The following is a 24,711-nucleotide window of genomic DNA, read 5'->3' on the forward strand; positions in this document are numbered from 1 at the left end:
GCCGCTTCCTCGTTCGGATCGGCCAGCGTCAGGTTCGACGCACCGGTCTGCAGCACGTTGATCAGGTTCTTGTTGAAGTCCTGGCGGATCTGCACCACCGACAGGTTCGAACCGAGGTTCGAAGCCTCCGCCCGGAGCGAGCTGGAGGCGTTCTGCAGCGACGTCAACACGACGTTGGTCGAGGCGTTGTCGATGAAGTCGGTTCCAGCCGTCAGGTTGGCAAGGCCGAGGCCCGCCGCATTGAACGTCGTACCCGTGATGTTCAGCGTGGAGGTGCCGGTCTCGTTGAACACCAGCTTCAGCGAGTCGCCGTTCAACAGGTTGACACCGTTGAACGAAGAGTCCTGCGCAGTGGTCGTGATCTGCGACAGGATGTTGTTGTACTGCGTCACCAGGCCGGCGCGGGTGGCCTGTGCGGCAGGATCCGCAACCGGAGCCGAAGCGGTCCGGCCGGAGAAGATGTTGGTGCTGCCCGTGAGCGAGCCGATCGTCTGCGAGGCGTTGTCGTTATCGGTCTGAATGGTCAGATTACCGTTGGCATCCAGCGTTGCCTGCAGGTTGTTCGCCGCCAGCGCGGTGTTGAGCTGGTTGAGGTTGCTGACCTGGTTGGCGGCGGTGCCGAACGTGATGTTGGTCGCCGTGCCGTCGCCGACCGCGGCGATGTCCAGAACCGTGCCGGAAGCAAGGCTGGAGCCCGAAGCGGCCGTACGTGCGAGACTCGTGGTCGCGCTGCCGTTGCCGATGCCGAGCGAAGCCAGCAGGCTCGTATTGCTCGAGCTGATGGTCAGGTCGGAGGTCGTACCGGTTGAGATCGTGAGCTTGCCGGAAGCCACCGTTGCGGCGGTATCGCCGGTCGTGGTGGTCGCGGTGGCAGCACCACCCGAGATCGTCGCTGTCTTGACACCGGTGGCGAGATCGACAGCCTCCAAGAGGTCGCCGATGCTGGCTGCACCGCTGTTGAGATAGATGGTGCTGTCGCCATTGCCGTCGGTGGTGACGTTGGTGTTGCCGGCCACAACGCCGGAATCCGCCGTCACCGTCGCCGTGGTCGGAGGTGCACCCGTGGCAAACGTGATGAGATGACCGTCAACCGTCAGCGTGTCGCCATTGGCGATCGTCGCGGTGATGGCATTGGAGTTGCTCGCCGTCGTCAGCGAGGTCGTACCCGTGATCGCGGTCGCGGTCGTCGCGGTGGTGTCAACAGCCAGACCGGTCAGGGTCGAGGCCGAGAACGTGGAACCGCCGAACAGGTTGGCTGCGGTCGCGCCTGACCCCAGCGCCACCGTGAAGCTCGACTTCGAGGAATAGCCGACCGTGGTCTGCAGGGCCTGGTTGGCAACCGACTGGGCGCTCTGCACCAGGCTTTCCAGCGAGGTGATGCCGGTGTTGGCGGCCTGAAGCACCTGCACACCGTTGCCGATGCTGTCGAGCAGGTTGCTGATGTCGGAAGCGCGGTTGTTCAGCGACTGCGAGGTGAAGAAGTTGGTCGGGTTGTCGAGGGCCGAGTTGACCTTGTTGCCAGTGGCGAGGTCATTCTGGGTCGTCGCGAGCAGTGCTGCCGTCGACTGCAAGGAGAGGAGGTTTTGGCGAACTGACGCCGAAAGAACGATACCGGACATAGCTGTTACCTTTCTGGTTTTATCAAACGCATTCCGACCCTTCAGGCCGGATTACCCAGGCAACGTGCGAGCAAGCCATCTAACAAAACATGAATCGGATATCCAAAATTCAACCAAATGCTTGAAAAACAACGATAAAAACGCTTTTTTTACCATCCGGCCCGTCCGGCAAGCCATTGATAAAATTAAAGATTTTTTGAAGGCTTTATCGCGTTTACGACTTGTTAATAGCGACTCGGGAAGAGTGGATACGGCCGCGATCGTTTGGAGTCCGTCGCTGGTGCGTTGAGAGCGTCCGATCGCGCAAATCCAATCACAACAGGCGACAGCGGAGAACAGGCATGGCGTTGAAGGTCGAGCTCAAGCCACACGAACGGATCATCATCGGCAATTGCGTGATCACCAATACCGATCAACGCGCCCGGCTATTGATCGACGGCGAGAAGATCCCGATCCTGCGCGAAAAAGACATTCTGACCCCGGAAACCGCCGACACACCGGCCAAGTTGATCTATCTGGCGGTGCAGTTGATGTACATTTCGCCGGACCCGCAGGTCGATCACGGCACTTATTTCAACCTAATGCGCGAACTCGTCACCGTCGCCCCGACTACGTGGCCGCTGATCGAGAACATCAACACCAACATCCTGAACGGCGAACTCTATCACGCGCTCAAGGAAGCCAAGAAGCTTGTCGCCTATGAGAAGACGCTTCTGGATTCGGCGCGCGACAAGCAGGACGACGCTATCGCTGAAGAGCGGCGCTCCGCCTGATATGATGGACTGAGGTTTTGGCGGCATAACGCCGCCGGCTTCACGCCGCGCAGTTATCCGAAGCGCGCCGCGCGCCGAATTCAAGCACAGCCGCAACAAGCGCATCGAGATCACCGGTGTCGGTACGGTGATTGACGATGGCGGCGCGGATCGCGAGCTTTCCGTTAAGCGTTGTGGTCGACGGCGCCGCGATGCCGGACTCGTGGATATCAGCCACGATCTCGCTGTTGACGCCATCGGCGTCTTCCGCGCGATAACGGAAGCAGACAATATTAAGCTGAGCCGGCGCCATCAGTTCGAGCCGCGGCTCCGCTGAAACCTTCGTTTCGAGGTAATGCGCCAGCCGGCAGGTGCGCTCAATCATGGCGCCGAGTTTTTCGGTGCCGAACGCCTTCAGCGTGAACCAGGTCTTCAGCGCCCTGAATCCCCGCGACAGATCCGGCCCGAGGTCACACGGCCATGGCGAGCCCGCGGCGAGTCCTCGGGTCTCGCGCCGCAGATAGGCCGCAGGAACGGCAAAGGCATCGAGATGACGTTGACTATCGCGAACCAGAAGAAAGCCGGCGTCGTACGGCACCTGTCCCCATTTGTGGAAATCAAGCGCGACGGAATCCGCAGTCTCCAATCCGGCGAGACGCGGCGCCAACGCCGGCGAGAGAACGCCGAGCGCGCCATAGGCGCCATCGACGTGAAACCAGAGTTTCTCCTCGCGGCACAGCGCGCTCAATTCAGCGAGATCGTCGATCGCGCCGACATCGACGGTGCCGGCCGAACCGACCACGAGGAAAGGCTGCAAGCCGATCTCGCGATCTCGTTTGATCTGCGCGCGCATCGCTCCCACATCGACGCGATGCGAACGATCGAACGGCAGACTTCGCAGCGCGTCGGTGCCGAAGCCCGCGAGATCCATCGCCCTGGAAACGCAGCCGTGCGCGGCTTTGGATGTATAGGCCGTCAGCAATGCGCCCTCGCCACCGACACCGCTCGCGCGCGTGGAAGGTCCAAGCGCCGCCGTCCGCGCCACCCACACCGCCATCAGGTTCGCCATCGACGTTCCCGTCACGAAGACGCCGCTCGCGCCTTCCGGAAAGCCGAGCAGCGTCCGCGTCCATTCGGTGATCTGACGCTCAACTTCAATCGGCACGTGATCGCGGCCGCCGAGATTGGCGTTCAACCCGGCCGCGAGCATCTCCGCCAGCATGCCGACCACCGTGCCGCCGCCATGCACCCATCCCATGAAGCCGGGATGCACGTTGCCGGTCGCATAGGGCGCGATGAATTGCGAATATTCGCGATAGATCTCGCCGAGATCGGAAGGTTGGCTCGGAATTTTGGCGCGAAACCGCGCACGAACGTCGTCCGGGATCGGGCGCCAGACCGGCTGCTCTCGAATATTGGCGATGGCGTCGATCGCCTCATCGAGCATGCGATGCGCTTGCGCGCGCACATCGTCCCAGTTCGATGGATCGAGCGTTTCGCTGGGCCCGACCGTTGGCGATCGCTCCGCCGGCGACGTGGTCACGCCGCCGCCTCGTTGGAGCGTCCGGCGCGGCGGTGTAACATCGCAGCGAATGCATCGAAGACTTTTCGCATCTGCGGCACCTTGTAGGGAAAGACATCCGGCGGGTCCATGTCATGGACGATCGCCGTGTTGTCGGCCTCGAAGATCAATAATGATCCATCTCTGGTCTCGGCGCAATCGACGGTGAAGTAGTCAAGCCCGATGCGCTTCGACAGACCCGACAGCGCCGCGCGATGACGTTGCGCAAAGCCGGCATCGAACGCCTGCATGAACGTCTGTTCCTCGCGGCGCTTGTCCGCGCTCTGGGCCATGCCTGCGTTGAGATACCAGATATCCCAGCGATCGGCGATCGCAAGATGACACGCATAGGGCTGTCCATCGATCAGGACGATGCGATATTTCCGGAACAGACCGTCGTCGCTAGAGTAGTCGACAAAGCGCGACACGAAAAGCAGGTCTTCCGCATGTTCGCCGAGATAACGTTCGATCGCGCTCATATCGTCGAGTTTTGCAAGACCTTTGCCGGCGTGCGAGCCGCGCGGCCTCACAATGATCGGAAAAGCAAGATCGGAAGCGACGTCGGACAGTGCGAGCGCTGATTGTGATAATTGCAAAAGCTGCGCGCGGCCCACGCCTGTCGTTTGCGGTATTTCAAGCCCGTCGATGCCACGAAGCAGACCGTGCAGCTTGTCGCGATCGAGTTGGCCGACGAGCTCGGGCGGATTGAGGATTGGCCGCGGCCAGTTCGTCGCCGCGCGAGCGATTTTTTCCAGCGCGATACGACAATCGTCCGAGTCGGACGCGATCACGATGGCGACGTCGTGATCGGGCAGCCAGTCGGGCCAGTCGATATCGGGCATCACATAAAGCGTGGTCAATTCGATGCCGCTGCTTTCGAGCAAGAATTCAATCGGCGTGTTGCTGCCAATATCGGTGACGGCCGCCAGCGCCAGAACCCGCAAACGCGGAGGTCTTGCCGCGCAGGGCGATCGGAACAATTGATGCGAAGCGAGGATCGTCTGCAGGATGGCAAGGCCGGCTTCCTTGTCGCCGAGCAGTTGCGCGATCAGCGCGAGATCGAGCCCCTCCCCGGCTTCGATGCTGCCGTCGAGCAGGCGCGCAATCAATCGCCGCCATAACGGGCGAAGGTCATGCCCGGCCTCGAACGCTCTCGTCAGTTTGGCAAGACCGATATGCTCGGCATGGCGCGGCCTGGGAACGCCGGTTCGAGGTGAAAGTGCTGCTTCAGGCTGCATCGCTCGCCTGCGCCGGGTTTGCAAACTGCGAGGCGACATTGCCCCGAAATACAGACGGCCCGACATGATCGAGGGAGCTCTGAAGATCGGCCCAGATTTCACCGCCGATATCGGTCCAGCGTTTGCAGAAAGCGAAATCCTCACTGAGATACGTGCCGGTCGCTGGATCGATCATGCATTCGAACAGCGCAAAGCGGTTCGGGCTTCCAGCCAACGCGTCAAGCGAATGCTCGCGAAGGAATTGCAGCGGCGCATAGTCCGGATGCGCGCACATCTTTTCGAAGACGTGACGGCGGATCATCAGGAAGCCGGTCCCGGCGTAGCGGACCCGCGTAAAGCCGTTGACGACAGCGACATGATCGGGATCGTTGATCTCGAGAACATAGTCGAGCGAAGCCGCCGGCACATTCGGCCGTCCCGCCGCAAAAGCGCGCTGCGCCTTCTCCCAGTTGACGCGCTTGATCGGGTAAACACCGGCCACGACATCCGCCGCGGACTCGATCAGGCGGAATACCTGGTCGGGCGTGAAGCCGATGTCGGCGTCGACAAACAGAAGATGCGTGGCGGTGGGATCGTCGAGAAACGACGTCATCAGGTTGGCGCGGGCGCGCGTGATCAACGCATCGCCGTCGCGGAGTTCGATCTTGAGTCGCACATTCGACAGCGACCGCACCGCGCGCTGCAAGGCGAAGATGGAATTGACGTAGATGGTGGAAACCTGGCCGCCGAAACAGGGCGTGGCCACCACAAGGTGAATTTGCTCGGTCATGAGGCGCTCCCTGCGGCTTGGGCCCACTTCGGGCTACGTTCATGGCCGCAATCGTCACCAATCAGTAAACAGACGTGGTTAACGAAATCCTAATGGCTCCGGACTCCCCTATTTTTGCAACAAAATCCCGCGCAATTCATCGGCCAGCCGGCCGATCGCGCCGTCCCAATCGCCAAAGGCCGGCTGCCGCACCAGTTTCGCGCTTCGGTACCAGGGCGTGTCGTCACGGTCGCGCATCCAGCGAAAATCCGCTGCGTGAGGCAGCAGGATCACGACCGGCTTGCCGAGCGCGCCGGCCAGATGCGCCACCGCGGTGTCGACCGAAACCACGATGTCCAGCAACGAGATGACAGCGGCGGTCTCCGCGAAATCGGAAAGCTGAGGCCCGAGATCGACAAGGCCCGGCAGCCGCTGCAAGACTTCACGGTCGGCATCGCGCATCTCGCGTTGCAGGCTAAAGCAAGAGAACGGCAGGTTCGCAAACAGCTGACCGAACCGCGAAAGCGCGATCGAGCGATTGGCGTCGTTCTTGTGGGCGCGCGAGCCGGACCAGACAAAGCCGGCGCGCAAGCATCCCGGCGGAAGGCGGTCGCGCCAGTACGCGACGCGCTCTGCCGGCGCGCTGAGATAAGGAACTTCCGCGGGGATGGTCTCAGGCTCAGTACCGAAGGCGAGCGGCAATGAAAGCAACGGGCAATGCAGGTCGAAAGGCGGCAGCGCGGCGCCTTTGGCGACGAGATCGATGCCGTCGAATGGCGCCAGCAGCGACATCAGTTCCGGCTGAACCTCGCAAAGGACGCGCGCGCCGGAATTTTTGAGCAGCGGCGCATAGCGGATGAATTGAATCGTATCGCCAAACCCCTGCTCGGCATGCAGCAGGATGGTCTTGCCGGCCAGCGGCGCGTTGCCGAGCCACAGCGGCTGACGAAACGCGCGGCGCTTGTCGGCAAATGCGCCGGTCTTCCAGCGCCACTCATACGCGTTCCAGCCCGCCTTGAAGTCGCCGAGCGTGAGATGTGCGAGCGCTGCTTCGAAATGAGCCTCGGGAAAATCCCGGCTCTTGGCGAGCGCCGCCTCAAGGCTGATCAGCGCCTCTTGTGGCCGGTCAAGCCTACGCAGCGCATGACCACGATTGGTCAGGATTTGCGGATGGTCGGGCATCAGCGCGAGCGCGCTGTCGTAACTCGCGAGCGCGTCCGCCGGCCGGTTGAACCGCAATAGCGTGTTACCGCGGTTGACGCGCGCGCCGACATGCGAGGGGTTGACCGCGAGCGCTTCATCGTAGCTCGCGAGCGCTTCGGTGATGCGATCCAGCGCAAGAAACGCGTTGCCGAGATTGTAAAGAATTTCGGGATGACTCGGCACCAGCGCCAGCGCGTTGCGATAGTGCGCGATGGCCTCTTCAAAGCGCCCCACATTCTGGAGTGCGAGGCCAAGGTTCGACAACGCGTCGATCGAGGTGCCATTGACCTTCACGGCTTTCGTCAGAAAGCCGATGGCCTCGATATTCCGGCCGCGTTGCAGTTGGATGAAGCCGGACAGATGCAGCGCGTCGAAATCGTCGCCTCGATATTCGAGTATCGCGGCACACAACCTTTCGGCCTTGTCGAAATGACCCTGCTGGAACGCACTGACCGCCTGCCGCTGCAAGCGCGCCAGGTTCGGCATTCGCGCCAAGGCGCTTTTCCATTGAGCAGACAAGGTAACCCTCCGGCATCAAACATTCAGCGGCTTTCGCAACGCGCGACCGCGGCCTTCGAATCATTTGCCGCTGAGAAGGCTATCATTTTCGGACTCATTCGGCTGGCACCGCGCGCGCCGCCGAACCAACCGGCCGCTGTCGCTTATCTGGTCCGCAACTTGCATCGCACGCCCGTAACACTCCCATGACAACAGGTGAGGCCCATGCGTTTTTTCCGGATTTTCCCTGTCGCCACCGTGCTGGCGTTCATCGGCTCGCCACCCGCGAGTGCCGAAACCACCCTTCGCATCGCCATGACCGCCTCCGACATCCCGACGACGACGGGCATGCCCAACAACGGTTTCGAGGGCATGCGTTTCCTCGGCTATCCGATTTTCGAGGGCCTCGTGCTGTGGGACTTAGCCCGCACCGATCGTTTGGCGGATCTGCGCCCGGGGCTGGCCGAGAAATGGGAGCAGTCGCCCGACGACAACAAGACCTGGATCTTTCATCTGCGTCGCGGCGTGAAGTTTCATGACGGCACGGATTTCAACGCCGACGCCGTGATCTGGAATCTCGATCGCTACTTCAAGAACGACAGCCCGCAATACGAGCTACCGGGCGCCGCGATCACGCGCGCCCGCGCGCCCCTGCTCGCGTCCTACAAGAAGGTCGACGACAGCACCGTTGCGATCACCACGACCAAACCGGCTTCCTACTTCCCCTATATGGCGGTCTACATCCTTTTCACGTCGCCGGCCTCGTTCGAGAAAGCTGGACACGACTGGAGCAAGGTCGCGACGTTGCCCGCCGCCGGCACCGGGCCGTTCCGTATCACCAAGGTCGTTCCGCGACAGGAAGTCGATCTCGACCGCTGGGATGGATATTGGGATGCGGGCAAGAAGGCGAAGCTCGATCATCTCGTGCTGATGCCGATCCCCGAAGCCAATACAAGGCTTGCCGCGCTGCGCTCCGGCCAGGTCGACTGGATCGAGGTGCCGCCGGCGGACGGAATTGCGTCGCTGAAAGCCGCCAGCTTCAACATCACGACGGGCTCTTATCCGCATGTCTGGCCGTGGTTCTACAATATCGGCGCGGCAGCAAGCCCATTCAAGGATGTGCGCGTGAGGCAGGCGCTGAACTATTGCATCGACCGCGACGGCCTCGTGACACTCCTCAACGGCACGGCCGAGCCCTCCGCGGGCTGGCTCAAAACGAGCGATCCGAATTTCGGGACGCCGCAAAATCGCTACACGTTCGATCCGACCAAAGGCAAGAATCTACTCGCGGAAGCAGGCTTCACGCCGGAAAAACCCCTCGCCTTCAAGGCGATGATCTCGACCTCGGGTTCGGGACAAATGTCGCCGTTGCCGATGAACGAATTCCTTCAGCAGAATCTCAAAGAGGCCTGCGGCGTCGACGTCACGTTTGACGTCGTCGAGTGGCAGATCCTGCTCAATGCGGGGCGGGCCACGCCCGACAGTCCGAACCTGAAGGGCGCGATGGTGATCAACGTCTCGTCGCCCTCTTCCGACGTCGGCGTCATGGCGCGCTATTTTTCCTCCGCCAACTTTTCGCCGAACGGCTTCAACTTCGAGCAATGGAAAGACGACACCTTCGACGACGCGCTGACGACGCTGGCCGAAGCGAGCGACCCGGCGACGATTTCAACCGCGCTTCGCAAAGCCCATGAGCGGCTGGTCGACAATCCGCCCTGGCTTTACATCGTCCACGATCTCAACCCGCGCGCGATGAGCCCCAAGGTCAAGGGATTCGTCTCGCCGCAATCATGGTTCATCGATCTGACGCTGGTCAGCATGCAATAAAAGTCGCAGAGGCCGCGATTGCGCCCGCCTCAATCTATCGAGGCGGCATCACCGGCAACAGAATGTTGCAGGTGCCGGACCGGTCGATATGCAGCGTGGTCGTTCCCGTGAAAATTTTACGAGGCCGATCGCGGGGATCATCGTGTAGGAAAGGCCCGCATCCCAATAATTCATTCTTGAAATTGGAAAGCTTGGCGCCCGTGGTCGCCTGCCACTGATAGTCCTTGCCACGGACGCTCAACGCGATCCGGAATCCCTTCGGCACGACGATCGAGGTGGGCCAGAGTTCGATCGCGAGGTCGACGGGCTTGCCCGGGACAAGCGGCTGCACTTCGTCGTGGCTATGGTAAGGTCGATAGGGCTTCGACAGTTTCTCGTCGAGTTTGCGGTGCGAGGCTCGCAGCCAGCCTTGTGCGACCGGCGTATGCGGGTCGATCGCGCCGAGAAAAGTGATCTCGCGCAAGTCCGCCGTGAAGAAGCGAAACACGGCAAAAATATCGGCATCTTCGGTGCTGGAAGAAATACGCAAATTCGCCGCCAATGGCCCGGTGATCTCGGTCGCTTCCGAAAGCGGCGGCGACAGGAAGGTCAGCCCATCGCCATCGGCCGCAAAGCTGATGTCGGCTTCTTCAGACGGCGGCTCAAGGGAAAGCGTTTGATGGCGCGGCTCGAGATAAAATTTTGTCCAGCGTGTGGAGGGCAACGGCCAATCGGTCTCATGCCGCTCGACAAATTTGCCGACATGACGAACCTGAAGCTGAACCCGCGGCTGGTCGCCCCAGCCGTTCGCCTCACCCTTGAGAAAGAAATCGAAAAACCGGCGTTGCAATTCGCGGCCATAGTCGGTGTAAAAATGCGTCCAATGCTCGAGCCCGTGGCATTCGAGCCACTTCTGTTTCGAGGCCGCGCGGACAAATCCCTCGAAATTGCCACGCGGATGCAAGCCCTGCCCGCCCCAGTTCGCCGCCGACAGAAACGGCACCGTCACCTTGCTCCAATCGGCCGACCGCGCTCTGTGGTAATCATCGTCGAGCGGATGGGCGAGAATCTCGTCGCCGAAGCTCGACCGGTTGCGTGCGAGTTCTTCATCTGAAAAAGTTTCGTCGCCGCAGACCAGCGCGCCGGTCACGGGGCTGCGCGGTCCTCTTTCGCCGAGACCATACTGAACGGTCTTGACCTGCATGTCGTACCAGTTGGCCCAGAACGTCGACACGATGCCGCCGTGATGCGTCATGTCGCGATACCAGTCGGCCGCGCCCTCCCAGATACACATCGCCTTCAGATGCGGCGGCTGGAGCGACGCGACGTGCCACTGATTGATGCCATAATAAGACACGCCGTTCAGGCCGACATTGCCGTTAGACCAGGGCTGAACGCCGGCCCATTCGATGCATTGATAAAAGTCCCGCGTCTCGCGCGGCGAAAAATGATCGACGTAACCGGGCGATCGGCCGGTGCCGCGGGAGTCCACGCGCACGCAGACATAACCGTGCGGCACCCATTTCTCCGGGTCCACCACTTCCCAGTTCTGGTATTTGTTGGTCGATCCGAACGCGACGTCGGGATGACCGGCGATCATATTCTGCCAGGCACTGGGATAGCCCTTTTGAAAGGCCAATCCCTTGGCATAGGGACCATAGGTCAGAAGCACCGGATATTTTCCCGGCGTCAAGGGGCGGAACACATCGGCGCGGACCACCACGCCGTCGTCCATGGCGATGCCGACGTCCCAGTCGATGCACATGTTGTCTTGTTCGACGGGCTCCGTCATAACGCGCTCCCTTCAGCGGTCTTCACGACCGCTTTTGATTTTGACCGAAGGGATCAAAGCGCCGGATTGGGATCTCTTCAACCGGCAAGACAACCGGCAAGGCCGATTTTCCGGCCCTCGCCGGTAACTTTCAGGCGAGTTTGGGGAGTAGCTCGATCGAAGGAGCTTAAGCCGCCTGCTCGCGACGCGGCCTGGCGCGAACCAGCATAGCCGCAAACGCATCGAAGATCTTGCGCATCTGCGGCGGCTTGTAGGGAAACACTTCCGGTGAATCCATGTTGTGCACCACGGCCGTGTTGTCGGCCTCGAAAATCAGAAGCTCGCCGTCTTTGGTCTCCGCGCAGTCGATCGTGAAATAATCGAGGCCGACACGGCCAGCGACAGCGGCAAGTGCGTTTCTGTGGCGAAACGCAAAACCGTAATCGAAGTCGCGCATGAAGCGCTCTTCCTCGCTGCGCTTTTCCGCGCTCTGCGTCATGCCCGCATTGAGATACCAGATGTCCCAGCGATCGGCGATCGCCATGTGGCAGGCATAGGGCTTGCGGTCGATGAAGACGACCCGGTATTTGCGGAACAGGCCGTCCGGACTGGAATAGTCGACAAAGCGCGAGACGAAAAACGCCTCTTCACTCCGCTCGGAAAGATATCGTGTCATCGCCGCGCCATCGTCGATCCTGACCAGTCCGACGCCGGCATGTGAACCGCGCGGCCGCACGATGACCGGAAATTTTAAATCGGGCGCGATATTGGAAATATCGTCCGGCGATTGGGCGATCGCCATCAGCTCGGCACGCGCCACGCCGTGGGTGGCCGGAATCTCGATCCCGTCGATGCCGCGCAAAAGACCGTGCAGCTTGTCGCGATCGAGGTTACGGACAGAACCGGGCGCATTGAGCAGCGGCCGCGGCCAGCGCGGCGCCATCGAATCGATCTTGCGCAGGGCGTCGGCGCATTCTTCCGAATCCGAGGCAATCACGATCGCCACATCATGGTCGGGAAGCGGCATCGGCAAATCGACGCCGGCGACGACATAAAGCGTCTGCAGTTCAATGCCGGAATTTTCAAGGAGAAATTCGATCGGGGTGTTACCGCCCATGTCGATCGCGGCCGCCAGCGCCAGCACCCGCAATTTCGGCTGTTGCGACGAACACGGCGAGCGATACAGCTGATGAAAGGCGAGAACTTCCGCCTGCATCGCCATTCCGGTCTTTTTGTCGCCGAGAAGTTGCGCAATCAACGACAGGTCGAGGCCCTCGCCCGCTCCTGCGGTGCCGTCGGCAAGCTTTCCGATCAGTTGGTCTCGTAAAGGACGCAGATCGGCGCCTTCGAATGCCATCGTCGTCAACCTGGCAAAGCCGATTCGATCCGCGGTTGGGTAGCGCGCAAGACCGGCAGCGATATTCTCACCGTCCATGAGATGCATCCATTGGTTTGAGCCCGTCCAGATCGACGAGCAGGGATCCAAGATTGGCGATCGCAGTCGCGGCCTGATCGATGGCGCGTTGCAGGTTATGATGGGCGAGCTTGGCGTCAGAAGACCAGGCCTCCGAGACCAACCGCGCGCTTGCGCTGATCCGAAGTGCGGCGGACGGCGAGGAATTGCGTCCCAAAGAAACTCCCAAGGCAACCGGCTGGCCGATGAGGCAGGCTTGCGCCGCCGGCTTCAAATCGCCCGCCGCAGCATGGCCGGCGAGCGCGCGATATAACGTCCGGCATTCGGAAAGCGAGGCAATGCCCTCGCCTCGCCGGATCACAAACGAAAAGATCGTGCGCTCGGCCATCTCTTCATCGGCAACATCCCTTGCCCGCCGTCCGCGGGGCAAGAGCTCGAGCGAGGGCGATGCGGCGATCAGGTGTTCGACAGCTTGGCCGAAAGTCTTGAGTGCTGCTTTGCGAAAGGAATCCGGCACGCGATAATAAGCGCCGATTTCCTCGATCGCGGCTTCCCAGCGCAGCCATTGACCGAAATTCTTCCTGACCGGAAAGCGCGCGCGCAGAAGCGGCCAGGCCTGCGGCCAGTCGCTGCAACTGATATATTCGAGAAGGCCATCCGGAACGGCGCTGGTCGCGTTGAGAGGGCCAGCGAACTGGCCCGGCACCAGCAATGCGCCACTGAAAGGCGGCCCGGTGAAAAACTTCGATCCCGTGACGATCAACAGATAACCGTGCGCGAGATATTTTCGTAAACGAGGCCGGCCAAGCCGCATCTGGCAGGCATCGACCACGACCTGAACGTCATCGGGCCAGCGTGCCGTGATGGCTTCAAGGCATTCATCGCTCGGCGCCCGCCAGCCGAATTTCGAGGAGTCCATCACCTGAAGCAGAACTTTGCTGCCGCCTGCAACCGCGCGCTCAACCGCGTCGAACACCGTTGAATCGTTGGCGGCAGGCGAGCGGGCCCGCCCGGCTTCATCGAACAACGGGAGCGTGACGCTCGTCACATCAGAGGCCAAGCCCGCAATCGGTTCGCCTTTTTGAACTCGGTTTCCATTCGCCGTTGCCACGCTGAAATGGCAACCGCGCGCCGTGTTGACCGTTCCGCTGCCGGTTTGGTCGGCGGCGACCACGATCGTGACGAGTTGAGGTCCGAGCAGCGCGCGTGCGAGAAACAGCGCCTGAAGTTGCGAATCCGTCCCCGACGGAGAAAACACAACGTCGGCCAGATCAGGCGCGAGACCAAGATGAGCCTTCAGTTCGTCCCGCATCGCCTCGACGCGGGCGTCGAACGCGGCTTCGATCCCGACCTCGATCGCCGATCGCATCAAGGCGTCGCGCGCGGCTTTCGCGCGATCATAGGCGCGTGCTGAAATCGACGTCGCTGTGCTCGATGAAAAACTCAGCGTGTCCGGGCAAGGCGACGGCCGGCAGCCATATTCGTTCAGACCGCTCGCCGGGTCGATCGTCAGGCGCGTATCGCCGCCGGCCGCCAGCAGCAAATCGAGCGGCGCGAACAATTCCGCCATGGCGGAGGCCGATCGCGGCAGACCCGCGAGGCCTTCCGTCTCCGACACCTGGAATCGAACGCTACCTTTCAGCATCAACTAGAGCTCCGATCCCGAAGTTCGCTGGCTATCGCGGCAACCTCTGATGCGAACTTCGGGATCAAAGGAGCTCTAGCAACTTACTAATTCTAGTGCGGCTTCGAATTTGAAGTTCCTATAAAGACCTTGCCGCTGCACTGATAGGAACTTCAAATTCGCCGCACTAGACCTCACGCCTTCAGCCCGGGCGTTGCGGTAAAAGAGCGGCATTGGGAGCTAACGCGGCGTTAACCCGCGTTAAGAGAAGTAAACAGCTATGGTTAACGAAAGCTTTATGGCGCCCTCGCCGCTGCTCCCTCGCTAGCCGCCCGGCACCAGGAATTTGGTCAGGCTCAGTCCGGCCAGGATCGAGGTGGTCTGGTAGGAAGCCGACAAGGTCGTCTGTAGTTGCAGGATCTCGCTTGCGACCTGATCGGTGGATATCGTCTCGGTGCTGTCGACGAGGTTCTGGAGCTGGGTCTGGGTCTGGGTCTGCCGTGCGGTAGCGGCCTGCATCTGGGTCTGCGCGGCGGCAAAATCGGTCTGAATATCCGCAATCGTCTGCTGCCCTGGCTGCGATGTCAGGTTGGTCGCGATGCGAGAGGAAAGGGCCGCAGCCTGCGCGGATGAATTGGTCGCGGTCGGCGAAAAAGTGACTGCTGCGAAAACAGCAACGCCCTGGAGCTGCTGGCGGATCGCCTGCTCATTGGCCTGGGCGCCATAATTGACCGTGATCCCCGCATCGATCTGGGCGTTCGATGAGCTGCGCGGATTGGCGGAGGAGTTTCCGGTGTACCAGGCGACCGTGTCGGCCGAGCCGTTGACGAGCGTGGTCGCGGTGGCCGCCGGCGATGGCACGCGCAGCGGCGGCTGTGGCGCGGAGATGGTGGTGCCCGACGCGTTGGTGGTGGTGTTGGCATTGCCCGTCCCAAAGCCCAATGCCGCCAGCGCCGCCTGCGCGGTCGGATCGGAGGACGACGCCGTGATCGAAAAACCGGCGGCGTTCGGCGTATTCAGCGTGACGGCGCCGCCGTCGATGCTGGAAGGCGTCGTGGTGCCGGTAATCGAATCGATCGCCGACAACAGGTTGCCGACCGTGCCGCTGGCCGGGTTGATATTGTAGCTCGGCCCCGTCAAGGAGGTCGGGTTGTTTGAAAACGTAATCGGCGTGCCGTCAACGGTGATGCTGTCGCCGTTTTGAAAACCCGCGGTGAGGGAATCCGACGGCGCTGTGCCCGACAGCGCGGTTGCGCTCGTGATCGGCGCCGCCGGCGTCTGCTGGTTGTTGGCGACGCTGCCGCCCGCGCTGCTGGAGGGATCGAAGAAGTCGTTGCCGGCGGCGACCGCGGAAGCCGCGACCAGATCCGTATTCGCCTCTGTGCCGATCGCCGTGTTCAGCGCCGCATTAAGATTGGCAGCCGTGGCCGCTGGCGTTGCACCGATGGCAAAGGTGTTGGCCGGCGCCGGCGTGGTGCTCGACGCCGTCAACGTCACGGACGATGTCGTGCCGTCCGGCAGATTGAAGTTGAGCGTCACCGCGTCGCCCGGATTGGGATTGGTCGAGCCGAAGCTGAATGATACCGCGGCCGGCGAACCGGACGGACCAGTTACCGTCGCACCGGTCAGCGACGATGTCACCGAACTCAGCTTCAGTCCGAACGGCGATCCGGCGGCATCCTCGGCGACCGAGAACGACGTCGTCGTCGCTGGCGCCGTTCCCGTGGTGGTCGGCGTCGAGATCGTGAGACGGCCGAGGCCGGTGGTGCCGTCGGCTACCGCACGTTCGGCAATGACCTGTTTCAGACCGGCCTGGGTGCCGCTGCCGTTGAGTATCGAATTGGCGTCGGCAACCGCCGGCGTATTGATGGCGCTTCCGGAAAACAGGAAACGGTCGCCGGCCTGCGTATTGAGAATGCCCACCATTGAGGAAAGCTCGGTCAGCGCGTTCTGCTGTCCGATGGTCTGGCCGGTGCTGTTGATATCCTGCGGGGTGGAAGCCGCGTCGCTCTGCACCGTGGTGGAGATGGCCGACAACGACTGCAACGCGGTGTTGGCGGCGTCGATGCTGGTGTTGACGTTGGTGATCGTGGTGGTGAACGCCGAGATGTTGGACAGTTGCTGCCGCGCAGCGATCGCAAAGCCTTCGCCGGAGCCCATGCCCGAATAGGTAGTCGACTTCTCCCCGGTCGCGAGCTGCGTCGACAGGTTTGTCAACTGGCTGTTGAGATTCAGGACCGCCTGGCCGAACAGCGAATTATTGAAGCCGATACTGTTTATCGCCATCTGAAAATCACCTTACACTTGGGCCTGCATCAGCGTATTCATCATGCTTTGAACGACCGACATCACGTGGGCGTTGGCGGCATAGGAGTTCTGCAAAGCGATCAGGTTCGACAGTTCGCTGTCGATATTGACCGCCGAGGTCGAGTTGAATTTTTGCTGCAACGTACTGACGACGACACTTTGGCCCTGCTGCAACTGCGTCGCAGAGCTCGCCGCGGCCGCCTGCTGGCTGACGAACTGCTGCAAATAGCTGGTAATGGTGCCGGTGAACGGCGCCGTGGTCGAACCGAGGCCGGTTTTCGGCGAGTAGGTGAAAGTGGAAGACGTCAGCTGCGAATAGATAAAATCCGACCGCGTGTTGTCGCCGGCTGCCGTCGGCGGATTGGTGCTGTAGGTCGTCAGGTTCGCAGGATTGGCGAGCAGCGCCGGATTGACCTGAATGCGTCCCGCAAGCCCCGTCATTTCGGAGCCACTGCTGGTGATCGCGCCGGTATAGGGCGAGCCCGAGTCGGTGAACAACGGCAATTGCGCGCTGCCGCTGGTCAGTGACGTCACTGTGGTCGTGGTGGAGGCCGAATTGATCGTGACGTTGTCGCCCGAGCTGGTGACGACCTGCAACGTGTTGCCGGATGGATTGGAGAATTGCAGGTGAGCCTGGCCGAGTGCCGCGTTGAGCTGCGACGCCACCGAAGCGGTGGTGCCGGAAAAGTCGATCCCGATCACCTGCGGACTGGCGCCCGGCTGGCTCGGCAGCGGCAGCGCTTTCGGATCGTCGACGGCGACGATCTGCACCTGCTGCTGAACGCCGGAGGAGTTGGTGTAGGTCAGATTGACCGAGTTGCCCGCCTGCACATTCGACAGATCGAGCGTGAAGCCGGACGTCGATGCGGTGGGCGTAACCGCCGTGCCCTGCGTGGTCTGGTCCGACAGCGAGCTTGCAAGCGTCGCGGCAAGCTGATCGACCTGGGTCTGCGCCTGCGGCAGGATCGTATCGCGCAATTGAAGATCGGCGGCGATCTGCCCCGACGTAACCACGTTGTTGGAGACGACGTCGAGACTCGCGCCGTTCGGAAGCGAAATCGTCAGCGAGCCGACGCCGGATAGCGCCGGATTGGCATTGTACAGCGACGTCGGGCTCAGCGTTCCCGGCGAGGAGAACTTGAACTGCGAGGCGAGCCCCGCGCCGACGAGCTGAATGCCGGTCGAGGTAAATACGTTGGCCTGGTTGGAACCATCGGTCGTGACCTTGACGTCGACCAGGTTCGACAGGTCGTTGATGGCGCTGTCGCGTTGATCCTCCAGCGTCGCTGCGGAAGGATCGGTCGGACTCAAGCTCTGGAGTTTGGTGTTGATCGCAGCAATCTGCTGCATGTCGGTGTTGGCCTGCGCCACCGAGTTGCCGATGTCCTGCTGGACATTGCTGCGCAGCGTCTGGATGCCCTGCGACGTCGTATTGAGTTGCTGCGCAAGCGTCTGCGCCGCGCTCAACGCCGTGGTCTGCGCCGACAACCCGGTCGTAGAGGTCTGAAGCGCCTGGATGGCGGAGGTGAAGTTGTTGAACGCCGTTTCCAGCGTGCCGGTGCCTCCGGGCGTGCCGTAAATGCTTTGAAGCTGGGTGAGGATATTCGAGGTCTGATTGGCAAAACCCGCGCCGCCGGTCTCGGTCCGTAGCTGGCTCTGAACGAACGTGTCGATGTCACGGCTGACGCCGGTGACCAGAGCCGCGGCGCCGGCACCACCGGTCGGCTCCTCGATCTGGTTGACGGACTCGGCGACATAGCCGGTCGTGTTGGCGTTGGCGACATTCGACGACGTAATCGCCAGCGCGGCCTGATTGGCGGTCAGGCCGGACATCGCATTGGCAAGGGCAGCACTCAAACCCATCTTTATCGCCCGCCTTGGACTAAATCACGACCTTCAACGCAACACGTTCAGCAAACTCTGAACCATGTCGTTAGCCGTGGTGATCACCTTGGTGTTGGCCGAATAGGCCTGCTGGGTCACGATCAGCTTCGTGAACTCATCGGCGATATCGGTATTGGATCCTTCGAGCGAGGAGCCCGAGATCGTTCCAGACGCGCCCTGGATCGCCGCACCGGACTGCTCGGTGGCCGCATAGGCCTGGCCGTCAAGCGCTTGCAGGTAATTCGTGCCGTTGAAGTGCGATAACGTGATCTGGGCAAGATCGATATTCTGCCCGTTGGAGAAGGTGCCGACCACCGTGCCGCTGTTATTGATGGCGACCGACTGGAGCTGACCGGCGGCAAAGCCGTTCTGTGTGATCTGGCCGACGGTCGCGTTACCGGTCGTGGACGCAAATTGCGACAGCGCACCGGAGGCGATGTTGAGTTGAACGTCTCCGACCTGCTGATTGTTGACCGTGAGGTTTGGGATGGTGATGCCGCCGCCTGCGGGGCTCACCAGGTTGCCGTTGCTGTTGAAGACGAAATTCTGACCGACGTTGGTCCAGGCCGTCTGGCCCGTCTGGGTCGCGGTCGAATCGCTCTGATAGAATAGATTCCAGGTGTTCGGGCCGGTCATCGCCCAGCGGAGCTGAACGTTTACCGGCGTGCCCGCCGAATTGTAGACGGTAATGGCCCCACCGCTGATGCTCTCGTTGTCGAAGGTCGTCACATCAGGGCCGGCCACGGCGCCGGTACCAATGCCGCCGCCGCCCGTACGGGTTGCTGCCGGGTCCGCCGAGAAACCGAGCTGCGAGAATACCGCATTCGAATTGTTGTCTGTAATCACCAGATTATTGGCTACGCCGGTGTTCAGGGTGATCTCACCGGCTGTACCGCTTGTACTAATGGTGCTCGCGTTAGCGGGAATGGTATTGCCATTGATCGTGTCGACGGCCGAAAGCAGATCTCCGACCGTGGCGCCTGCGGGAGTGCCGCTTGTCGGACCGACATTGATGGTGTAGGGCCCGCCGCCCGTGAACGACGCCGAGGTCGCAGCGGTGGCCGAGAAGTTAATCACGGACCCATCAACGGTGATGGATTCGCCGGCAATGCTGGTCGGCAGCGAGTTCAGTGCCGTGGAACTGGTGATCGGGCTCCCGCCGATGACGACCTGATTGCCGACCACGGATGAATTGCCGAACGCCGGTGCCGCTGTGCCCAAGACCTCCGGGTTTTGGCTGAAATCCGCGGGGTTAAGACCGCCCTTGGCGGTGATCGATCCGGTTGGCGCGTTCGGACTTGCCGTCGTCACCGGCACGGTCGGCAGGTTCGCGGCATATTGAATCGCCGTCGTCGCTTGCGCCGGAACGAAGTTGTTATTGAATTGCAAGACCGTCGGCACGCTGCCGAGCGGGTTGCCGGTTTTCGGATCGACCGCCGTACCCATCAGGTAGTAGCCAGAGCTATTGACCAGATACCCTTGCGCATTGACCTGGAAATCGCCGGCGCGCGTATAGTCTGTGACGCCGTTGAAGGTCGGGTTACCGTCGGTCGTGCCGGACGGTTGTTGCACGTCGAAGAAGCCATCGCCGTTGATCGCGATGTTGGTCGCTACCGTCGAAGCTGAGACCGTGCCCTGCGTGGTGATGGTTTGTTGCGCGAGCGCTTTAACGCCGCCGGCCACCTGCGATTGCGGGTTCAGCGCGTCCGGGATCAGATCTTCGAAGTTGGTGTCGATGCCTTTGTAGCCGATGGTGGAGGCGTTCGCGATGTTGCCCGATATGTTCTGCAACGCGAAGGACTGAGACTGCAGGCCGCTCACCGCCGTCGTAAGCGCGTCGAAGATACCCATAACTTTATCTCCACATTCGATCCGTCAGGCCGCGCGGGCGGTTTGCCCACGCATGGCCTTGCTCGAAGGAGACATCGCAATCGCCGTGCCAAACACGAGAGGCGAGTTATTTCAGGCACTTAAATGAAAAAGCCCCGGTCCAAGGACCGGGGCACAATTGCCGGGCGGGCAACAATTGCCGAGAGCAAAGTTCCTGAATAGCGTTTTCGAGCGAAGTGGGAACCGGTTCGCGTGAGGAAAACGCGTCAAAACCAGCGCGAAGTGGAAACTCAGCTCGCCGTCGCCGTCGCCGGATGGAATTGCAGCGCAAAACCGTCCATGCAGTAGCGCAAGCCGGTCGGCTTCGGACCGTCATCGAAGACGTGGCCGAGATGGCCGCCGCAACGGCGGCAATGAATTTCGCTGCGCAGCATGCCGAAGGTGCGGTCTTCCCGCTTGCCCACCGCATTGTCCAGCGGCTGATAAAAGCTCGGCCAGCCGGTGCCGCTTTCGTACTTCGTCTCCGACGAGAACAGCGGCAGGTCGCAGCCGGCGCAGGCGAAGGTGCCCTTGCGGTGCTCCTTGAGCAGCGGACTCGTGAACGGGCGCTCGGTGCCTTCTTTACGCAGGATCTCATATTGCTGGGCCGTGAGCTGGGCGCGCCACTCCGCGTCGGTCTTTTCGACCTCGAACTTTTCCGCGGCGTGCGCAGGTTCGCCGCGCAGCCAGCGCAGCACCGCAAAACCAAACAGACCGGCAGTGGTAGCAAGCAGGATACGGCGATCGATCATCTGACATCTCCGTGCAAGGCGTAAAATACGTTCTGTTGGCAAATACGGGCCGCGGAGAGGAAAGTTACACCCATCAAACGGACAATTTCTCACTTTCCTGCGAGTTGGGCCAGCAAAGACGGTATCAGGAGCCCCCCTCGGTAGGGCTTGCCGCAACCGATGGCTCCGCAGGCTCGGCCGAGGTGCGGTTGCGATGATCTGGATTTGGGCGCGGCGGCGGCCGGGGCCGCGACGGCCCTGTTCCCGCAAGCCGGTTGGCTTCGGCCAGCCGTGCCTCGCGGATTCGCTCCTGCCTGCGCAGCCGCTCGCGATAACGGGCGAGCGCACCGGCCGCCGCAGAGCTTCCGCGTTCCCACATTCCAATCAGGTGGCCGGCGACCCGCCCGGTGGGGCCGCCCGCCCATACCAGTTCGAACGGCGAAAACAGCCGCCAGCGTTCGTCGCCCCAGAGAATGCTGCGGGCAATCAGTTGCCCCGCCATCGCGCTCGTACCCAGTCCTTGCCGGCCAAAGCCGCTCGCCACCCAAAGACCCCGGCGCAACTGGCCGATCTGCGGCATGCCATGCACGGTCTGGCCGATCGCCCCGCCCCACACGTCGGTGACTTGCACCCTGTCGAGCTGCGGGAAAATCGTGCGGATGCGGCGCGCGATGCTGGAGGCAAATCGCTGAGGGCGGGCGTCCCAGGTGGTCTCGGGGCTCGCCCACATCAAACGGTCGCCGTCAACGATTCGGAACTGATCGACGCCGTCGCTATCGATCACCGATCCCTTGAAGGCGATCGCCTCCGACAGGCGATCGCCGAGCGGCTCGGTGATCCCGGCATAGCGCCAGACCGGCAGCAGCGTCTCCGACAGGCGCCGCGACGGCGCGCCGAGATGAACGTTGCCGGCCAGAACGATGTGCGAGGCGCGCAACCGCGCCGACGGCGTGACGATGCGCTTGCGGATTCCCGATGCGTCGATGCCGACCACCGGCGTTTCCTCGAAAATCCGCGCGCCTGCCCGCCTCGCCAACGTCGCCAGGCCATGCACGTATCGGCGGCCGTCGACCTGGAATGCTCTCGGGAAGTAGACGCCGTGGAAATAGCGATCGGTCTTCAGCTGGGCGCGGACCTGATCGATCTGCCATCCCTCGACTTCAGTGCCGAAATCTTCGCCCAGCATTTGCATTTCGCTGATCAGGCGATCGCCGACATCGATGTTGGAGACTTCAAGGGCTCCCTCAGCGACCGCAATCCCCGGCATCAGTTGTTCGGTGGCCTGGGCGCGAACATATTCGGCGCCCTCTTTCGACAAATCCCAAAGCTCTTTGGCGTCTTCCAGGCCGATGCGCGCGATCAGGTCCTTCAGCGCCAGACCGTAACCCGGCATCACGGTACCGAGCAGGCTGCCCGAGGCGCCCCAGCCGACATGGCGGCCTTCGAGCACGACGACGCTGGCGCCAAGGCGTGCCGCCTCCAGCGCGACCGTGAGGCCGGCAAGCCCCGCGCCGACCACGCAAATGTCGGCATCGAGGTCAAAAGTCAGCCGTGCGCGGGTGGCATCGCCGACCCCGGTATCGCCTGTGAGGATATCGCTCATAGCGTTGTCTTAAGGGATCGGTCTGGCGCTTGTCACCTTGTCCTTGCCCGCGACACAGTAGATTAATTCTGTGAGGTTCGAATCACGTCGGAAACCGTCATGCGCCGTTTGATGCTGCTTCGGCACGCCAAGACCGAAAATGATGCGCCGAGCGGCCGCGATCAGGACCGCAGACTGGATAACCGGGGCCGCCTTGATGCCGCCGAGATTGGCGCCTGGATCGGCCGCAATCCACCCTTCCCGAGCCTCGTGCTGGTTTCTCACGCGGTGCGTGCGCTGCAGACCTGGGAAATCGCCTGGGAAGCGATGAAGGAGCTTGCGACTGTGCCGCAGGTCGAACTCATGCCGGAACTTTACGGCGCCGATATCTCTCAGCTGCTCGAAACCGTTCGCAATGCCTCCGCTGTCGATCCGAAACGGCTGATGCTGGTCGGACATAATCCCGGAATGCATGAGCTCGCGGTTGCGCTGGCCGGCCACGGCGATCCCGCCGGGCGCGGCGCTTTGGCCGAAAACCTACCGACGGCTGGTCTTGCGATTTTCGATTTCGACATCGATGACTGGACCGATGTCGGAATTAGGCGCGGCCGCCTGGAGACGTTCATCAGCCCGAAACTATTGAAGCAGGCCTCGGGCGATTGAGCGTCGATGGCTAGTGGAGTGGGTTTGAATTCGCTGCTCGTTGCCGCGAATTCGCGATGCGAACGTCAAATCCAAAACTCCACTAGAAACCTATATTTGCTAGTGGTCCTTTGATTCTAACATTTGCAAAAGCGTCCGCCACACCGGCATGCAAATGTTAGAATCGGACCACGAGTGTCGCGCAAAGCCCTTTCGGCGTCCGGCGCCTTCTGCAACTATGCTAAGCTACTTATGACCGAGCGCGCCTTGGAATCGATTCTAGAGGCGCGATCCGGTATCCTGACTGGGAGGCGCAGATGTTCAGCTCCATCCTCGTGCCGCTTGATCTTGCCGACACCGATCTGGCGCGGCCCGCCATCGCCACGGCAGCCACGCTGTCGCAAACCTGGAGCGGCAAGGTAAGACTTCTCAACGTCCTGCCGATGACGCCGGTGATGCTGGCCGAGTATGTCCCGGCCGATTTCGATGTGCAGCAGCGCGAGACGTCGGAGGAAGCGCTCGCCATCGTTGCGCGCGAGTCCGGCATCGATGCCGCGCGTATTTCGACCGCCGTGCGACAGGGCGGCATCTATCACGAGATTCTCGAAGAGGCCGCCGCGGTGAAAGCCGATCTGATCGTCATGACCTCGCACCGGCCGGCGATGCGCACCTATTTCCTTGGCTCCAACGCCGGCCATGTCGTGCGCTACGCCAAATGCTCGGTGCTGGTGGTGCGGCACTAGTGTGGCGGTTCAGAAGTCCGCATCATTGTGGCCCGCGAGTTCGTCAACAACTCGAAGCGGGGTTGCGTACCCTTGCGGGAATGTTGAACGCCAAGGAGGAGGATTTCCATTCGACCGAATAGAAGACATCGCGCTCAAGGCAGCAACGGTTTTGGCAAATCGCCGAACGCATAGGTGAGCGGCCGGTTGCGCGCGATGAAGCCACCGACCTGCCAGGCAAACAAGGCGGCGAAGCCGATGAGAAACAATGCGCCCGCCCATTCGCCCGATATGATCGAGCGCAACAACAGCCCACTCATCGCAATCGCCAGCAAAGCCACACACACGATCGCCGCTGCATAGACCCGTGGGCCAAGACCGCCGGTCAGCACGGCCTGGCTTCCTGCCTTTGCCATGCGGGCATGTAATTCGACGATGAAGTCGCGATAGCCCTTGTCCTGGGGCGCCATCAGCGCTGCGGTCTGCCAACTGGTCGAGAGAATGGCGAGCCGCCCCCCATCGATCTTGCCGATGTCGGCGCGAAACCGCCTCGCCTGCATCGACACCGGCCGGTAGGACAACCGCACGTTGGCGATATCCAGATAAGGCCAAAGTCCGGAGCGGCCGGCGATACGCCACGACAGTCCCTGCTCCGTCAATTCAAACTGATGGGCTGAGCCGATCAGCGAAGCCTTGTAGGCGTAATGGCGACCGATCTGATCGGGCAAAGCTGATGACAT

18 protein-coding genes are annotated in these 24,711 nt (G+C 61.7%); 4 read left to right on the plus strand and 14 right to left on the minus strand.

The genetic code is table 11. The features are described from left to right. The coding region (locus tag ABSE61_RS21270; protein WP_423873104.1) for a DUF1522 domain-containing protein at positions 1–1,619 on the minus strand (1,619 nt) is incomplete at its 3' end. A 341-nt stretch (positions 1,620–1,960) separates the two neighbouring features. Here ABSE61_RS21270 and flbT point away from each other — a divergent pair. Next, a complete protein-coding gene (gene flbT / locus ABSE61_RS21275) occupies positions 1,961–2,392 on the plus strand; it encodes a flagellar biosynthesis repressor FlbT (protein ID WP_423873105.1) in 432 nt (143 codons plus the stop codon). Positions 2,393–2,432: 40 nt separating this feature from the next. Here the strand turns inward: flbT and ABSE61_RS21280 are convergent, their stop codons facing one another. From ABSE61_RS21280 to ABSE61_RS21295, 4 genes are all read right to left on the minus strand, one after another. Then, entirely contained in the window at positions 2,433–3,914 is a 1,482-nt protein-coding gene (locus ABSE61_RS21280; RefSeq protein WP_423873106.1) for a pyridoxal phosphate-dependent decarboxylase family protein, read from the minus strand. Further along, positions 3,911–5,170, minus strand: a complete 1,260-nt coding sequence (locus ABSE61_RS21285) for an ATP-grasp domain-containing protein (protein ID WP_423873107.1) — start codon at positions 5,168–5,170, stop codon at positions 3,911–3,913. The genes ABSE61_RS21280 and ABSE61_RS21285 overlap by 4 nt, the downstream gene beginning before the upstream one ends. Next, a complete protein-coding gene (locus ABSE61_RS21290; protein WP_423873108.1) occupies positions 5,160–5,939 on the minus strand; it encodes a hypothetical protein in 780 nt (259 codons plus the stop codon). The genes ABSE61_RS21285 and ABSE61_RS21290 overlap by 11 nt, the downstream gene beginning before the upstream one ends. A gap of 108 nt (positions 5,940–6,047) precedes the next feature. Beyond that, on the minus strand, positions 6,048–7,607 hold the full coding sequence (locus ABSE61_RS21295) for a tetratricopeptide repeat protein (protein ID WP_423873209.1): 1,560 nt from the start codon (positions 7,605–7,607) through the stop codon (positions 6,048–6,050). A 237-nt stretch (positions 7,608–7,844) separates the two neighbouring features. Here ABSE61_RS21295 and ABSE61_RS21300 point away from each other — a divergent pair, with 237 nt between their 5' ends. After that, on the plus strand, positions 7,845–9,446 hold the full coding sequence (locus ABSE61_RS21300; protein ID WP_423873109.1) for an ABC transporter substrate-binding protein: 1,602 nt from the start codon (positions 7,845–7,847) through the stop codon (positions 9,444–9,446). 34 nt (positions 9,447–9,480) lie between these two features. Here the strand turns inward: ABSE61_RS21300 and ABSE61_RS21305 are convergent, their stop codons facing one another. From ABSE61_RS21305 to ABSE61_RS21340, 8 genes are all read right to left on the minus strand, one after another. Beyond that, on the minus strand, positions 9,481–11,217 hold the full coding sequence (locus ABSE61_RS21305; protein ID WP_423873110.1) for a CocE/NonD family hydrolase: 1,737 nt from the start codon (positions 11,215–11,217) through the stop codon (positions 9,481–9,483). A gap of 166 nt (positions 11,218–11,383) precedes the next feature. Beyond that, positions 11,384–12,631 (minus strand): ATP-grasp domain-containing protein, encoded by a 1,248-nt coding sequence (locus ABSE61_RS21310; RefSeq protein WP_423873111.1) that lies wholly within the window; start codon positions 12,629–12,631, stop codon positions 11,384–11,386. Continuing rightward, entirely contained in the window at positions 12,621–14,255 is a 1,635-nt protein-coding gene (locus ABSE61_RS21315) for a hypothetical protein (protein WP_423873112.1), read from the minus strand. Before ABSE61_RS21315 ends, ABSE61_RS21310 begins: the two co-directional genes overlap by 11 nt. Before the next feature lie 303 nt (positions 14,256–14,558). Beyond that, positions 14,559–16,520 carry a flagellin gene (locus ABSE61_RS21320; protein WP_423873113.1) on the minus strand — a complete coding sequence of 654 codons (1,962 nt, stop codon included), beginning with the start codon at positions 16,518–16,520 and terminating at the stop codon, positions 14,559–14,561. A gap of 12 nt (positions 16,521–16,532) precedes the next feature. Then, the gene (gene flgK, locus ABSE61_RS21325) at positions 16,533–18,404 is read right to left on the minus strand and encodes a flagellar hook-associated protein FlgK (RefSeq protein ID WP_423873114.1); all 1,872 of its coding nucleotides are present in this window, start codon (positions 18,402–18,404) and stop codon (positions 16,533–16,535) included. A 33-nt stretch (positions 18,405–18,437) separates the two neighbouring features. Further along, positions 18,438–20,276 (minus strand): flagellar hook protein FlgE, encoded by a 1,839-nt coding sequence (locus tag ABSE61_RS21330; protein ID WP_423873115.1) that lies wholly within the window; start codon positions 20,274–20,276, stop codon positions 18,438–18,440. Between the two features lie 269 nt (positions 20,277–20,545). Then, positions 20,546–21,046 (minus strand): peptide-methionine (R)-S-oxide reductase MsrB, encoded by a 501-nt coding sequence (gene msrB, locus ABSE61_RS21335; RefSeq protein ID WP_423873116.1) that lies wholly within the window; start codon positions 21,044–21,046, stop codon positions 20,546–20,548. A 124-nt stretch (positions 21,047–21,170) separates the two neighbouring features. Next, positions 21,171–22,628, minus strand: a complete 1,458-nt coding sequence (locus ABSE61_RS21340; RefSeq protein WP_423873117.1) for an NAD(P)/FAD-dependent oxidoreductase — start codon at positions 22,626–22,628, stop codon at positions 21,171–21,173. Positions 22,629–22,727: 99 nt separating this feature from the next. Between ABSE61_RS21340 and ABSE61_RS21345 the strand changes: the two genes are divergently transcribed. Next, entirely contained in the window at positions 22,728–23,270 is a 543-nt protein-coding gene (locus tag ABSE61_RS21345) for a SixA phosphatase family protein (protein WP_423873118.1), read from the plus strand. A 296-nt stretch (positions 23,271–23,566) separates the two neighbouring features. Continuing rightward, on the plus strand, positions 23,567–23,992 hold the full coding sequence (locus ABSE61_RS21350) for a universal stress protein (protein WP_423873119.1): 426 nt from the start codon (positions 23,567–23,569) through the stop codon (positions 23,990–23,992). Positions 23,993–24,126: 134 nt separating this feature from the next. Here the strand turns inward: ABSE61_RS21350 and ABSE61_RS21355 are convergent, their stop codons facing one another. Further along, positions 24,127–24,711, minus strand: coding sequence for a hypothetical protein (locus tag ABSE61_RS21355; RefSeq protein ID WP_423873120.1), 585 nt, complete (start codon positions 24,709–24,711; stop codon positions 24,127–24,129).

The organism is Bradyrhizobium sp. (assembly GCF_049519115.1).
Taxonomy (GTDB): domain Bacteria; phylum Pseudomonadota; class Alphaproteobacteria; order Rhizobiales; family Xanthobacteraceae; genus Bradyrhizobium.